This window comes from Agrobacterium tumefaciens (assembly GCA_025560025.1).
GTDB lineage: Bacteria > Pseudomonadota > Alphaproteobacteria > Rhizobiales > Rhizobiaceae > Agrobacterium.
The window spans coordinates 1,231,752-1,245,097 of record CP048486.1; the positions used below are offsets into that span (position 1 = coordinate 1,231,752).

A 13,346-nucleotide genomic window follows, 5' to 3' on the forward strand; every position below is an offset into this window, starting at 1 on the left:
CATTGGTCGAAGCGGTGCTCGGGCTGAAAGTCATCGGTTGCGAAACGGATGATGGTGTTCGTGACTTGCTCCTCCCCGAAAATTCCTGTCCCGTTGGCTTATTTTTCCGCCGCGCGAAATTGAAGATGAACGAGCGGATAGGGCCGTTGTTGCCCATCGAGGTCGGAACGTCCCGTCGGCTCGAAACCGAGCCGACGATAAAAGCCCATCGCCTGTGCGTTCTGCTCATTCACATCGGTGGTCAGCGCCGGAGATGCAGCGAGCGCCGCCTGTACGAGCGCCCTTCCAATCCCTTTGCCATGCTGGTCCGGATCGATGAAAAGCGCCTCCATGTGGCCTTCATGCAGAAACATGAAACCAAGGGGCTGATCGGATGCATCGACCGCGAGCGTCAAGGGGACCTGCGGCAGAAAAGCCGTCACTTCCTCCTCGATCGCGATGCGATCTGCCGGAAGAAGGAAGTCATGAGTGGCGTCGACGGCCCTGCGCCATATTTCAAGGATGCGGGCCATGTCGCGAGTGTCGGAAGAGCGAAGTGTAATCATGTCTTAACCCTTAGCAATTGCCAGCTTTTTGCGCCATGGGGGCGATTCTGATCTTTCTTAAAAAGTGGTTTCTCATCCTTTCGGTCGTTCTTAAGAAGCCCGGAGATCTGGCCGCGCCTGTCCCCCTCGATTCCTGCGGTCGACGATTTTTCAGAAAAAAGCGCTTGCAAAAGTCGCGTTAAAAAAAATAGATAAAAAGAAGTTCTATCTATTTATTTTAACCGGAGGGCCGTCAAATGGATCAGATTGTTACGAAAATGGAGCCAAACACGGCACCGCCTCCGATGAATGGAGCAGATTCGTCGCTAGCAGAAGCTAAAATTATCTATAATTTACCGTTTAATGATCTCCTCTTCCAAGCGCAGCAGGTGCATCGCCGACATTTCGATGCCAACGCCATCCAGATGAGCCGGCTTTTATCCATCAAGACAGGCGGCTGCCCGGAGGATTGCAGCTATTGCAGCCAGTCCGCCCGCAATCCGACCGGGCTGAAGGCCTCCAAGCTGATGGAGGTGGAACGGGTGCTGGCCGAGGCGCGCAAGGCGAAGGAAGGCGGCGCGACGCGGTATTGCATGGGCGCGGCATGGCGCAACCCCAAGGAGCGTGACATGGAGGCGGTCGTGGCCATGGTCGAAGGCGTGAAGGCGCTTGGCATGGAAACCTGCATGACGCTCGGCATGCTGACGCCGGAGCAATCCGAACGGCTCGCCGATGCCGGGCTCGATTATTACAATCACAACGTCGACACATCGGAACGGTTCTATTCGCAGATCATCACCACCCGCACTTTCGAGGACCGGCTGGAAACGCTCGCAAATGTCCGCGATGCCGGCATAAAGGTCTGCGCCGGCGGCATTCTCGGCATGGGGGAGACGGTCGATGACCGTATTTCGATGCTGGTGACTCTCGCCAATCTGCCGGTTCCGCCGGAAAGCGTGCCGATCAACATGCTGATCCCAATCCCCGGCTCGAAGCTCGCCAATGCTGACCCGGTCGATCCGATCGATTTTGTCCGCACCATTGCGCTTGCGCGCATCCTCATGCCAACGTCGCATGTGCGGCTTTCCGCCGGGCGCACGGAAATGAGCGATGAGACACAGGCGCTCTGTTTTCTGGCCGGGGCGAATTCCATCTTCATCGGCGAGACGTTGCTGACGGCGGATAATCCGGGCGAAGATCACGATACGGCGCTGTTCCGGCGGCTGGGTCTGAAGCCGATGGAGCTGCAGCCTGCGGAGGCAGGAGGGTGCCGGTGACCGTTTCGGCGCTCTCTCCTTATGAAGCGAAGCTTGCCGGCCTGCATCGCAAATCGCGGCTGCGCGCGCTCGCCCCTCTGGAGGGGGTCGACTTCACCTCGAACGATTATCTCGGGCTTGCCGATGCGCCCCGGCTGAAGGCGGCGATTGCCGCCGCCATCGAAAGAGGCGTGCCTGTTGGTGCCGGTGGCTCGCGGCTGCTGCGCGGCAACCACCCGGAACATCAGGCGCTGGAAGCGGAGGCGGCGATGTTCTTCGGTTCCGAAAGAATGATCTATTTCGGCAGTGGATTTGCCGCCAATGTCGCGCTTTTCTCTGCCTTGCCGCTTCGGGACGATCTCGTGCTTCACGATGAACTGATCCATGCCAGCGTGCATGATGGTATTGCGGCGGGCAAGGCGAAGGCTGTCGCCGTGTCGCATAATCAGGTCGAGGCATTTGAGCGGGAAATAAACCGCTGGCGTCAGGCGGGCGGCAGGGGCCGCCCATGGATCGCGGTGGAAAGCCTCTACTCGATGGATGGAGACCGTGCGCCGGTTGGGGCCCTTGCCAATCTTGCCGAGCGGCACGGCGGCTTCCTCGTCGTTGATGAAGCGCATGCCACCGGCATTTTCGGATCCGGCGGGCGTGGCTTTGCTGCCGAACTGGAAGGTCGGGGCAATGTCGTGGCGCTGCATACCTGCGGCAAGGCGCTTGGCCTTTCCGGCGCGCTTCTGAGCCTGCCTGCGGTTCTTGCCGATTACCTCACCAACCGCGCCCGCGGTTTCATCTACTCGACAGCGCCGTCCCCGCTGATGGCCGCAGCCGTGCGTGAGGCGTTGCATATCGTTGCCGACGAGACCTGGCGGCGGACACGGCTGGAGGAATTGGTAAACTTCGCCGGTGAAGAATTGCACGTCCGACTTGGTATGGCACCCAGCGGCTCGCAGATATTGCCTGTCTTGATCGGTGACAATGCCCGTGCGCTGAGGATCGCTGCGCGTCTGCGTAATGGCGGTTTCGATGTACGTGCGATCCGCCCGCCGACTGTACCGGAAGGCACGGCGCGCCTGCGCATATCGATCACGCTCAATGTGGATGAAAGTCAGATCGCGGACATGATCGGGCTGCTCGCCGCTATTACGGAGGAGGAGCGATGAGCCCTCGTTTCGTCGTTTCCGGCACCGATACAGGTATCGGCAAGACGGTCTTTTCGGCAGCGCTTGCCCACGCCCTGCAAGCGTATTACTGGAAGCCCGTGCAATCCGGGCTGGAGGAAGAAACCGACAGTGAGGTTGTGGAACGGCTGGGCGGCGTGCCCCGCGCGCGCATCCTGCCGGAAAGCTATCGTCTGAAAATGCCTGCCTCCCCGCATCTTTCGGCCCGCCTTGAAAATGTGACGATCGATCCCGAACGTCTGTTTCCGCCGCGGACGGACGGACCGCTGGTGATCGAAGGGGCGGGCGGCCTGCTGGTGCCGCTCACCGACACATTATTGTTTGCCGATATCTTCGCCCGCTGGCAAACTCCGCTGATCCTGTGCACCAGGACGTCACTTGGCACCATCAACCACACGCTGCTGTCGCTTGAGGCGCTGCGGCAACGCGCTATTCCGGTACACGGCGTGGTGTTCATCGGTGACGAGAACCGGGAAAATCAGCGCATCATCGCCGATATCGGCAGGGTTCGTTCGCTTGGCCGGTTGCCTCATCTGTCGGCGATGAGTGCGGACGCGCTCCACCAAACATTCGCTCAACAATTTGATCTCGCTGATTTTCTGGAGGTGCCGGCATGAGCCGTTCCCCTGTCTGGCACCCCTTTACCCAGCATGGGCTGGAACCGCCGATGAAACGCATCGTCTCGGCGGAGGGCGCCTATCTGGTCGATGAGAACGGCAAGCGGCTGTTCGATGCCATTTCATCCTGGTGGGTCATCACCCACGGCCACCGGCACCCCGCGATCATGGCAGCCATTCGCGCGGCGACCGAGGCCTTCGACCAGATCATCTTCGCCGAATTTTCCCACGAACCGGCAGAAACGCTGGCCAAAGGGCTGATCGAACTTGCCCCCGCCGGGTTGGAACATGTGTTTTATTCCGATAGCGGCTCGACCTCGGTGGAAGTCGCGCTGAAAATGGCGCTCGGTTATTTTCATAACCGCGGTGAAAAGCGCGACCGCATCGTGGTCATGGAGCACGGCTACCATGGCGATACGATCGGCACCATGTCGACGGGCGAGCGCGGCGTTTTTAATGCCGCTTATGAACCGCTGCTTTTCGGCGTCGACAGGCTCGTTTTTCCGGAGGTAGGGCGCGAGCAGGAGACGCTCGACATGTTCGAGAGCTTCTGCCGTTCGGGCCGTATCGCCGCTTTGTTGATCGAGCCGCTGGTTCTCGGCGCCGGTGGCATGAAGATTTATGGTGCGGATGTTCTGGCCGGGTTGAAACAGATCGCTGAGCGCCACGGCTGCCTGCTCATCGCCGATGAGGTGATGACGGGCTGGGGCCGAACCGGAAGCATGTTCGCCTGCGAGCAGGCCAGGATTTCGCCGGATATTCTGTGCACCTCCAAGGGGCTTACGGGCGGTTCTCTGCCGCTTGCGGCAACGCTGTGCAGCGGCGACATCTTCGATGCGCATTTTTCAACCGACCGCCGCAAGACTTTTTTCCATTCCAGTTCCTATACCGCCAATCCGATCGCCTGTGCTGCTGCCGTCGCTAATCTGCAGGTCTGGTGCAATGAGCCGGTGGCGCAGCGCATCGGGCAATTGCAGGAAACCTTACATACTGAACTCGGACGATTTGAAGGGGACGGGCGTTTCGGCAACATCCGCCAGGCGGGAACCATAGCGGCTCTTGACCTCAACGTGCCTGCTGGCGGTTATCTCGCCGAAGCTGGTCCTCGCATGCGGCAATTGTTCCGCGAGCGCGGGCTGATCATCCGCCCGCTCGGAAACGTCATCTATCTGATGCCGCCCTATTGCACGACGGCTGACGACCTGACCTACGCCTTTGACGCCATCGATGAAGTGGCCTCGATCGTGACTGACGCCGCTCCGGCCAAATCGCGCGCCACTGGGACCGCGTGAACCAGACATCCGCATTTTCCAAGAGCTCGGAAAGGCCTGACAATGCAGACACGTTCTTCCCGCATGGCCGGTTTCGGACATGCCGTCCCCGCGCGATGCGTCGGCAATGCCGAAATAGAAGCGCGTCTTGGGCTGGACGCCGGCTGGATCGAGCGGCGGACGGGTATCCGCACGCGTTATTGGGCCGGAGAGGGCGATACGTTAAGCGGGCTTGCGGAAAGAGCCGGCCGTTTGGCGCTGGAAGACGCCAAGATCGGCTCTGACGATATTGCGCTGACATTGCTGGCAACCTCGACACCGGACCATCTTCTCCCGCCTTCCGCACCGCTGCTTGCCCATCGCCTCGGCCTGACACGCTCCGGCGCTATCGATCTTGCCGGGGCCTGTTCCGGTTTTCTTTATGCGCTCACCCTCGCGGATGGTTTTGTCCGCACCCATGGCCGTGCGGTACTCGTCGTCGCCGCCAATATTTTGAGCCGCCGCATCAATCCGGCGGAAAGGGCGAGTGCCGTTCTATTCGCCGATGCCGCCGGGGCCGTTGTGGTTGCCCCGTGCCGGGACGCTGAGCGTGGCCTCCTCTCCGCCGGTCTCGTTTCCGATGGCAGCGGCTACGACCTTATCCAGATAGGGGCCGGCGGCAGCAGCCAGCCTTTCTCCCTTGATATGCCGATTGAAGAGACGCTGATGACGATGCGGGATGGGCGCGAAGTCTTTTCCCGCGCCGTCGCGTTGATGACGCAGACCTCACAGCAGGTGCTGCAACAGGCCGGTATAAAAACTGCCAATATCGACCGCTTTGTTCCACATCAGGCCAATGCCCGTATGTTCGACGCCGTCTGCGGCAATCTCGGCATTGACCGGCAAAAGACGGTGCGCACGGTCGAGACTTTCGGTAATTCGTCTGCCGCCACCATTCCGCTTTCGCTTTCGGTTGCCAATGCTGAAAGACGCTTCGTTGAGGGAGAGACGCTGTTATTGACTGCGGCAGGGGCGGGCCTGACCGGAGGTGCAGTGATTTATCGAGTTTAAGCCAACTCACAAAACGGCAGGCCTCATCGCGTGAACGGGCCTGCGCATGTCATTGCGGCCCCGCCGCTTTTCGTCATAGTCTCAAAGCAAACCGGGAGGCTGCCATTGAACCTCGATGAAAAAGAAAATGATGCAACACAGCCAAGACGCTCGATCTGGCCTTGGCTGCTGCTGGCGGTTCTGACGCTTTTGGCCATTTACGCCTATTCAGAAGTGACATCGATGATCGATGATACCGTCAGGCTCTGGAACGACCTTGTGCAACTATTCTGGTGGATTGTCCCGGACCAGTCGTCTTGATGCGAGACCGAAGCGCCGTATGGCGGCTGACAATAGGAGCAATGCAGCGCAATCTGAAAAGCCGGACATGTCGGCATTTCGTTCCGCATAATCATTTGATTTTATATGAGAAGATGGTTGGCTGGGGAACCTGGATTCGAACCAAGATCGACGGAGTCAGAGTCCGCTGTTCTACCATTGAACTATTCCCCAAAAGCCTGAAGCGCTTCGGCGCGTTCGCTTTGGTGGGTCGTCATATAGATGATTTATTCAGGGGCGCAAGTCGAAAAAATCGAAAAATGCGTTTTCACTGTTCTTTTGCGTTTCGTCTGCGGGTCAGAGCCGCGCGCGGGTCGAGCGCGGGGTGGAGAGCAGAATGCTTGTCTCGCTGCCCGTGATGCCGGGTACGAGACGGATGCGGCGCAGCACGGCGTCGAAATCGCTGAGCGTTGCGGCATTGAGTTCCAGGATAAGGTCCCAGCGCCCGTTTGTGGTGTGGATTTCGGATATTTCCGGGAAACCGCCAAGCGTGCGGATGACGCGGTCCGTCACATGGCCTTCAATTTCGATCATCATGATGCCGCGGATCGCGGCTTCCACCGCATCGGCACGCAGGATGACGGTGTAGCCGATGATGGTGCCGTCATTTTCCATTTTTTCGATATGTGACCGCACCGTCGCGCGCGAGGTTTCCGTTTCGATGGCCAGATCGGAAATGCTGCGCCGGCCGTTGTGCCGCAAAAGGGTTACGAGCCGCTCGTCGAGGATATCCATTAATAGTCACTCTGATAAATAGATTTTACCAAACTGGTAGCCTATTTCAATAATATTGCCAATATTTGATGTTCATTCCGCCATGTCTCTGTGATCTAGTAGGGTTCTGTTGAAAAGCGAGGGTTCAAATGGATATCAGGCTGATTGGTGCGCCGTTGCAGATAGGTGCCGGGCAATTGGGATGTGAGATGGGGCCGAGTGCCTATCGCATTGCCGGTCTTACGCGCGCCCTTGAGGATCTGGGCCATCGGGTGGTCGATACCGGCAATGTGACGCCGGCGCCCCTCAAGGAATTTTCCCACCCCAATCCGGCGGTGCATCACCTCTCCGAGACGGTGGCCTGGACGGAGGCGCTGACGGAGGCGGCCTACCGCGAAAGCGATGGCGCATTGCCGATCTTTCTCGGTGGCGACCACGCGATTTCGGCGGGAACCGTTGCCGGCATGGCGCGCCGCGTCGCGGAAAATGGGCGTCCGTTTTTCGTGCTCTGGCTCGATGCCCATACCGACTATCACACGCTGGAGACAACGCGCAGCGGTAACCTGCATGGCACACCGGTCGCCTACTTCAGCGGGCGTGACGGGTTCGCGGGCTATTTTCCGCCCCTTTCCCATGCGGTTCCCGAAGAGAATATTGGCATGATCGGTATTCGCAGCGTTGATCCGGCCGAGAGGGCCGCTCTGGAAGAGAGTGGCATTACTGTTCACGATATGCGCTCGATAGACGAACACGGCGTCGCCGTCCTGCTGCGGGCATTCCTGGCGCGGGTTCAAGAGGCAAACGGCCTCCTGCATGTCAGTCTCGATGTCGATTTCCTCGAACCGTCGATCGCGCCTGCGGTCGGCACCACGGTTCCGGGCGGGGCGACGTTCCGGGAGGCGCATCTGGTGATGGAAATGCTGCATGATAGCGGGCTGGTCTGCAGCCTCGATCTGGTGGAGCTTAATCCTTTCCTCGATGAGCGCGGCAGAACCGCGACCCTGATGGTCGATCTTGCCGCCAGCCTGTTGGGCAAGCGGGTCATGGATCGCCCGACACGGGCTGGCTGAGGGAGGGACCGATGACGGCAATACCGAACCTCAATATCGTACCTTTCGTCAGCGTCGATCACATGATGAAACTTGTGCTCAGGGTGGGGATCGATACCTTTCTGCGCGAGCTTGCCGATGCAGTGGAGGAAGATTTCCGCCGCTGGGAAAGCTTCGACAAGACCCCGCGCATTGCGTCGCACTCCAGGGAGGGCGTCATCGAGTTGATGCCGACCAGCGACGGCACGCTTTACGGCTTCAAATATGTCAATGGTCATCCGAAAAACATGAGGGAGGGCCGCCAGACCGTGACGGCATTCGGCGTGCTTTCCGATGTCGGCAACGGCTACCCGCTGCTTCTGACCGAGATGACGATCCTGACGGCGCTGCGCACCGCCGCCACCTCGGCGGTCGCTGCAAAACATCTCGTCCGTAAAAATGCCCGCTCGATGGCCATCATCGGCAATGGCGCGCAGAGTGAGTTTCAGGCGCGCGCCTTCAAGGCCATTCTCGGCATCGATACGCTGCGGCTTTTTGATATAGACCGCTCGGCCAGCGAAAAATGCGCCCGCAATCTTGCCGGCCAAGGCCTTGCGATCAAGATTTGCGATAGTGCGCAGGAGGCGGTCGAAGGCGCGGATATCATCACCACCGTCACTGCCGACAAGCAATATGCGACGATCCTGACCGACAACATGGTCGGTCCCGGCATTCACATCAACGCCGTCGGCGGCGATTGTCCCGGCAAGACGGAACTGCACCGGGATATTCTGCTGCGCTCGGATATTTTCGTCGAATATCCGCCGCAGACGCGCATCGAAGGCGAAATCCAGCAGCTACCGGCGGATTACCCCGTCATCGAACTTTGGCAGGTCATTGCCGGTGAAAAGCAGGGGCGGGTAAGCGACCGACAGATCACGCTGTTTGACAGCGTCGGCTTCGCGACGGAAGATTTTTCGGCGCTGCGTTACGTGCGCTCGAAACTGGCAGCGACCGGGCTTTATACCGAGCTGGATCTGCTGGCCGATCCGGATGAGCCGCGCGATCTGTTCGGAATGCTGTTGCGCTGCGAGGCAGCCCTCGTCTGAGAGGGACGGTCGTTCGGCAAGTGCTTTAGTCCGCCTGCCGGCGTTCCTTCCGGCCGGCCACATGTTCGCGCCAGATGGTGAAGAGACCGGCGGCAATCACGATCGCTGCGCCCAGAACCATATTGGACGTGACGACCTCGCCATAGACGGTGACGCCGATGATGGAGACGAGCACCAGCTGGTAATAGGAAAAGGGCTGTACCGAGGCCGCATCCGCCAGTTCGAATGCCTTGATCAGGCAATAATGGCCGCTCATGCCGGTAATGCACAGCGCCAGCATCCATCCCCAGTCCTGCGGTGCTATACTTACCCAATAGAACGGACCGACCAGCGTCAGCGCCGCCGCACCGGCCACGCCGGTATAAAAAAAGCTGGTCATTGCTGAATCGCTTTTGCTGCCGAGTCGGGTCAGGACGCTGTAAAGCGCCAGCATGAAGACGGCCACAAAGGTGATCAGCAGGCTGTTATCGAAACCTTCGCCATCGGGTTTCAAGATGACGAGAACGCCGATGAAACCGACAAAAATGGCGCACCAGCGCCGCCAGCCGACATGTTCTCCAAGCAATGGCACGGAAAGAGCCGCAACAATCAGCGGCGCGGAGGCGAGGATGGAATGGCTGTGCGCCAGCCCGACAACGGCAAAGGAGAAGATGGAGAAAACGATCTGCACGGCAAGCAGGACGCCGCGGCCAATCTGCAACCAGGGACGGTTGGCCATGACGGCACCACGGATGCCACCGGGTGAAGCAGCGGCCATCAGGAAAACAAAAACGGCGAAGGCCCAGTATCGCAACATCGCGACGAAGACCGGCGGATAGAAGGTGCCCAGGTGTTTCGATATGCCATCCTGCGCCGCAAAGATCGTGAAGGCGACAAGCGCATAAAGATAACCGGTCTTGTGTGATGGCATAAAAAAACCGCTGTCCGGCTGTTGCCGGCAAAAGAGGATTCGGCGTGAATGAGGTGGGTAACAGCCATATGTGACGGTCTTACCTTGTCAGACAACCTTATTTTCCGAATAGCTGCTATGCAAGTCCGGAAACTGCTCTTTCAATAGGCAGATTGCCGGCTGCGCTAAGAGGGCGTTACCGCCGCAACCTCTCTTCGGTCACTCACCGGCTCAACCCGGGAATTCACGGGTTGAAATCATGGACCTTCGGGTCAAGCCTTGGGGTTACGCAGAGTTTCGTGAGCGGTTTTCGCTTATCATCCAAGACGACTTGGTAAAAGGCCCTGTCCGCCGTCAACAATTGTGCGGCGGACAGGGTTCAGCGATGACGTTTGCAGTTTTTGGTGCAGCGATCAGCCGATCGTCACGACCGCTTTCGAAGCCACGGATTTGAGCGCGGCGTCGGCCAGTTTCAATGCGATCAGCCCGTCCTTGATGGAAGGGGTCGGTGCGACATTGTTTTCGATACTATCGATGAAAGCGGTAATTTCTGCCGCATAGGCTGCCGTATAACGCGTCATGAAGAAATCATGCAGCGGCGGGCGGGTATAGCCTTCGGCATTGGCGATTTCGATGGAGACAGGCCGCTGGTTTTCGGCCGCTGCCGAACCAAGCGAACCATGCACTTCGATACGCTGGTCGTAACCATAGGTCGCGCGCCGGGAGTTCGAGATGATCGCCTGCCTGCCGCTCTTGGTCGTCAGGATGATGCTGGCGCTGTCGAAATCGCCAAGCGCGCCGATTTCCGGATTGACCAGAACGGAGCCTGTCGCAAACACGCTTTCCACTTCCTCGCCGAGCAGGAAACGGGCCATGTCGAAATCATGGATGGTCATGTCGCGGAAAATACCGCCAGAAACCTTGATATATTCCGCCGGTGGCGGACCGGGATCGCGGCTGGTGATGGTCACCATTTCCACCTTGCCGATGCGGCCATCTTCAATGGCCTTGTGGACAGCCTGAAAGTGCGGATCGAAACGGCGGTTGAAGCCGAGCATCACCTTTGCGCCGGTTTCTTCAACCACCTTGGCGCAGGCCTCCGCCCGGCTCACATCCAGATCAACGGGCTTTTCGCAGAATATGGCCTTGCCGGCGCGGGCGAAACGCTCGATCAGGTCGGCATGGGTGTTGGTCGGCGTGCAGATGATGACGGCGTCGATCGTGTTGTCGGCCAGAACCTCATCGATCGTGCTCACCTTGCACTGCGCTTCGCGGGCGATTGCTTCCGCAGCGCCGGCCATGGCATCCACGACGGCAACCAGCTTCGCGCGGCTGTCGGTGGTGATTGCCTTGGCGTGGACCTTGCCGATCCGTCCAGCGCCCAGCAGTGCCAATTTCGTAACCATCTTTCCTCCGGTTCCTCACATCTGTCCCTCACTCCCGGAAAGACAGAATATGAACGCAAACAATGTTTCGATATGGAATATATGTTCTATTTTGCTAGTGCGACATCCGGGGCGTGTCAAGCGTTTTGACGATGGTTATGACAGCCGAAATTATTCCCCCTGCAAGGCATATGTTGCGGATGGCCGCCGCGGCGAAAAAGCAACTCGGGACGGGTTGAAAGCCGGTGCCGGCGATCAGTCGATGGAAGATGCAAGGACGGCATTCTGCGGAAAGGCATAAACCTCGACCGGGGTTTCAAGCCCGCGCAGCAGCCACGGCCCCAGATTTTCCAGCTTGTCCCCGTACCCGGCCATACGGACGAATTCTTCGGAAAACAACACGCTGCGGCCGGTTTCCTTGGTCAGCGTTTCAAGCCGAGAAGCAATGTTCACGGCAGGGCCGATAACGGTGAAATCGAGGCGGGTTTTGGAACCGATATTGCCATACATGACATCACCGACATGGACCCCGATGCCGTAACCCAGCGGGTCGTGGCCCTTCTGGCAATTGATGTCATTGAGGGCAACGAGGCTTTTCTGTGCGCTGGCAATGGCTTTCAGCAGGTTTTCACAGGCCTGTGGGTCGCTGAGCGGGAAAACAGCCAGCAGCCCGTCGCCCATGAATTTCAGGATTTCCCCGCCAAACTCTTCGATCGGATCGCACATGGCGTCGAAATAACCGTTCAGCAGCTCGATGACGTCGTCGCGTGGCCAGAGGTCGGAAATATGGGTGAAATTACGCAGGTCGCAGATCAGGATCGCCGCGCCCACCGTCATGCCGCTGCCGCGCGTCGTCGCCCCATTGAGGATTTTTTCACCCGCATGCGGGCCGACATAGGTCTCCAGCAGGGTGCGCGTCATGCGGTTTTTCAGGCGTATCTCGCTTACCAGCGCGAGCGCCGGCAACAGGTTTTTCAAGGCGAGGACTTCCGCTTCGGTAAAGCCTCCCGCACGGTCGCTGGAAAATGTCGCGACATGGCGTTTGCCGAAAGTGTGTTCGATGGGCCAGGCCAGATAATCCGTCAGCCCGTCAGCCCGCAGTTCCTCATAGATGGTGTAGCCGGGCTCATCGGCCTCGTCATCATTCAGGCGGAGACGAACTTCGGTGGCGCCCTGATGGATGTCGTTGATGGGGCTGTTCAGATATTCGGGCGTATTTTCCGATCCGTAGCCGTAGGTGGCGATCTCGGCGGATGACATGCCGGCTTTCCACAAAATCCGCGCACCAAGCCATTGCGGATGACGAATGCGGAAAGCGAGCACGCCACGGGCGACGGAAATGCCGCTAGCCCGCAATCTGCTGCAAAGCTCGACGAATATTTCGTCGATAAAGCGCTCATCCTTCGTGCCGGTGATGAGCCAGTCGAGGATTTCCGTTTTCTCCGCCGGCCACAATTCATCCAAAGCTGAAGAAACCCGTTCTTCGGTGTTGAGACTAAGTGTCATGACAGGATTCCGGAGGTTGTTGCTGCTCTCGTGCGGGCGGGCCAGATGCCGAACATGGTCCGTGCGGACAACATGTGGTGCCGGGTAACGGAAATGTTAAGAGAGAGGTACGGAAAATGTTCCGGAAAGATTGGCCGTGTTCAATTGCAAGCGCCGCCCGGATGTTCTCGCGAACATCGTCCCCGGCGGCGCTCAGATGTTATCCGGATCGCTGTAGACGATCAGATAACGGTTTCTACGGGAATATGCAGGGCGGCGGCAACGCGCCTGATGCGGAGCGGATCGCTGTCCGTGCCGTCTTCAAGGGCGCGAATTTCGCTGGTCGTGAGGCCGCAGGTTATTGCAAGCTGCTCGACGGTATAACCGGCGAGATTGCGAGCGGTCAGAACCTTTCTGGCAAAAGGAGCATCTGTTTCTTGATCGGAATCGGGTTGTGAGACTGAAATTGTCATTTGCATCTCCCTCATGATGGACACTTTAATGCGGGCGGCAGAAAAAAGT

At 58.7% G+C, this 13,346-nt stretch carries 15 protein-coding genes and 1 tRNA gene; 9 read left to right on the plus strand and 7 right to left on the minus strand.

Features of this window, described 5'->3' with window-relative positions; genetic code table 11:
* Positions 1 to 98: 98 nt before the first annotated feature.
* Positions 99 to 545 carry an acetyltransferase gene (locus FY152_19600; GenBank protein UXS34341.1) on the minus strand — a complete coding sequence of 149 codons (447 nt, stop codon included), beginning with the start codon at positions 543 to 545 and terminating at the stop codon, positions 99 to 101.
* A 236-nt stretch (positions 546 to 781) separates the two neighbouring features.
* Between FY152_19600 and bioB the strand changes: the two genes are divergently transcribed.
* The 6 genes from bioB (at position 782) to FY152_19630 (ending at position 6,196) form a co-directional block, all read left to right on the plus strand.
* Complete coding sequence (gene bioB / locus FY152_19605) at positions 782 to 1,801, plus strand: biotin synthase BioB (GenBank protein ID UXS34342.1); 1,020 nt, start codon at positions 782 to 784, stop codon at positions 1,799 to 1,801.
* The gene (locus FY152_19610; protein UXS34343.1) at positions 1,798 to 2,940 is read left to right on the plus strand and encodes an 8-amino-7-oxononanoate synthase; all 1,143 of its coding nucleotides are present in this window, start codon (positions 1,798 to 1,800) and stop codon (positions 2,938 to 2,940) included. Before bioB ends, FY152_19610 begins: the two co-directional genes overlap by 4 nt.
* A complete protein-coding gene (bioD, locus tag FY152_19615) occupies positions 2,937 to 3,575 on the plus strand; it encodes an ATP-dependent dethiobiotin synthetase BioD (GenBank protein UXS34344.1) in 639 nt (212 codons plus the stop codon). The genes FY152_19610 and bioD overlap by 4 nt, the downstream gene beginning before the upstream one ends.
* The gene (locus tag FY152_19620; protein UXS34345.1) at positions 3,572 to 4,867 is read left to right on the plus strand and encodes an adenosylmethionine--8-amino-7-oxononanoate transaminase; all 1,296 of its coding nucleotides are present in this window, start codon (positions 3,572 to 3,574) and stop codon (positions 4,865 to 4,867) included. Before bioD ends, FY152_19620 begins: the two co-directional genes overlap by 4 nt.
* A 42-nt stretch (positions 4,868 to 4,909) precedes the next feature.
* On the plus strand, positions 4,910 to 5,896 hold the full coding sequence (locus tag FY152_19625) for a beta-ketoacyl-ACP synthase III (GenBank protein UXS34346.1): 987 nt from the start codon (positions 4,910 to 4,912) through the stop codon (positions 5,894 to 5,896).
* 105 nt (positions 5,897 to 6,001) lie between these two features.
* Positions 6,002 to 6,196, plus strand: coding sequence for a hypothetical protein (locus FY152_19630; protein UXS34347.1), 195 nt, complete (start codon positions 6,002 to 6,004; stop codon positions 6,194 to 6,196).
* 118 nt (positions 6,197 to 6,314) lie between these two features.
* On the opposite strand, the gene FY152_19635 is transcribed toward FY152_19630, so the two are convergent.
* Together FY152_19635 and FY152_19640 are read right to left on the minus strand one after the other, a co-directional pair.
* A tRNA-Gln gene (locus tag FY152_19635) sits at positions 6,315 to 6,388 on the minus strand.
* Between the two features lie 123 nt (positions 6,389 to 6,511).
* A complete protein-coding gene (locus FY152_19640) occupies positions 6,512 to 6,949 on the minus strand; it encodes an Lrp/AsnC family transcriptional regulator (protein UXS34348.1) in 438 nt (145 codons plus the stop codon).
* Between the two features lie 128 nt (positions 6,950 to 7,077).
* Between FY152_19640 and rocF the strand changes: the two genes are divergently transcribed.
* Both rocF and FY152_19650 read left to right on the plus strand, forming a co-directional pair.
* A complete protein-coding gene (gene rocF / locus FY152_19645) occupies positions 7,078 to 7,998 on the plus strand; it encodes an arginase (GenBank protein ID UXS34349.1) in 921 nt (306 codons plus the stop codon).
* An 11-nt stretch (positions 7,999 to 8,009) separates the two neighbouring features.
* Positions 8,010 to 9,065, plus strand: coding sequence for an ornithine cyclodeaminase (locus tag FY152_19650; protein UXS34350.1), 1,056 nt, complete (start codon positions 8,010 to 8,012; stop codon positions 9,063 to 9,065).
* Positions 9,066 to 9,090: 25 nt separating this feature from the next.
* On the opposite strand, the gene FY152_19655 is transcribed toward FY152_19650, so the two are convergent.
* Together FY152_19655 and iolG are read right to left on the minus strand one after the other, a co-directional pair.
* Positions 9,091 to 9,975, minus strand: coding sequence for a DMT family transporter (locus FY152_19655; GenBank protein UXS34351.1), 885 nt, complete (start codon positions 9,973 to 9,975; stop codon positions 9,091 to 9,093).
* Positions 9,976 to 10,367: 392 nt separating this feature from the next.
* Complete coding sequence (iolG, locus tag FY152_19660) at positions 10,368 to 11,360, minus strand: inositol 2-dehydrogenase (protein ID UXS34352.1); 993 nt, start codon at positions 11,358 to 11,360, stop codon at positions 10,368 to 10,370.
* Between iolG and FY152_19665 the strand changes: the two genes are divergently transcribed.
* Positions 11,310 to 11,489: a hypothetical protein gene (locus FY152_19665; protein ID UXS34353.1), complete on the plus strand. Its 180-nt coding sequence runs from the start codon at positions 11,310 to 11,312 to the stop codon at positions 11,487 to 11,489. The two genes, iolG and FY152_19665, sit on opposite strands and share 51 nt — an antisense overlap.
* 105 nt (positions 11,490 to 11,594) lie before the next feature.
* On the opposite strand, the gene FY152_19670 is transcribed toward FY152_19665, so the two are convergent.
* Together FY152_19670 and FY152_19675 are read right to left on the minus strand one after the other, a co-directional pair.
* The gene (locus FY152_19670) at positions 11,595 to 12,845 is read right to left on the minus strand and encodes an adenylate/guanylate cyclase domain-containing protein (protein ID UXS34354.1); all 1,251 of its coding nucleotides are present in this window, start codon (positions 12,843 to 12,845) and stop codon (positions 11,595 to 11,597) included.
* 221 nt (positions 12,846 to 13,066) lie between these two features.
* Complete coding sequence (locus tag FY152_19675; protein ID UXS34355.1) at positions 13,067 to 13,297, minus strand: helix-turn-helix transcriptional regulator; 231 nt, start codon at positions 13,295 to 13,297, stop codon at positions 13,067 to 13,069.
* Positions 13,298 to 13,346 lie beyond the last annotated feature (49 nt).

Bases quoted from the DNA above. Each gene is read 5' to 3' on its own strand.
- FY152_19655 (UXS34351.1), bottom strand. From the start codon at position 9,975: ATGCCATCACACAAGACCGGTTATCTTTATGCGCTTGTCGCCTTCACG.
- FY152_19675 (UXS34355.1), bottom strand. From the start codon at position 13,297: ATGACAATTTCAGTCTCACAACCCGATTCCGATCAAGAAACAGATGCT.
- iolG (UXS34352.1), bottom strand. From the start codon at position 11,360: ATGGTTACGAAATTGGCACTGCTGGGCGCTGGACGGATCGGCAAGGTC.
- FY152_19670 (UXS34354.1), bottom strand. From the start codon at position 12,845: ATGACACTTAGTCTCAACACCGAAGAACGGGTTTCTTCAGCTTTGGAT.
- bioD (UXS34344.1), top strand. From the start codon at position 2,937: ATGAGCCCTCGTTTCGTCGTTTCCGGCACCGATACAGGTATCGGCAAG.
- FY152_19625 (UXS34346.1), top strand. From the start codon at position 4,910: ATGCAGACACGTTCTTCCCGCATGGCCGGTTTCGGACATGCCGTCCCC.
- FY152_19640 (UXS34348.1), bottom strand. From the start codon at position 6,949: ATGGATATCCTCGACGAGCGGCTCGTAACCCTTTTGCGGCACAACGGC.
- FY152_19620 (UXS34345.1), top strand. From the start codon at position 3,572: ATGAGCCGTTCCCCTGTCTGGCACCCCTTTACCCAGCATGGGCTGGAA.
- rocF (UXS34349.1), top strand. From the start codon at position 7,078: ATGGATATCAGGCTGATTGGTGCGCCGTTGCAGATAGGTGCCGGGCAA.
- FY152_19600 (UXS34341.1), bottom strand. From the start codon at position 545: ATGATTACACTTCGCTCTTCCGACACTCGCGACATGGCCCGCATCCTT.
- FY152_19650 (UXS34350.1), top strand. From the start codon at position 8,010: ATGACGGCAATACCGAACCTCAATATCGTACCTTTCGTCAGCGTCGAT.
- bioB (UXS34342.1), top strand. From the start codon at position 782: ATGGATCAGATTGTTACGAAAATGGAGCCAAACACGGCACCGCCTCCG.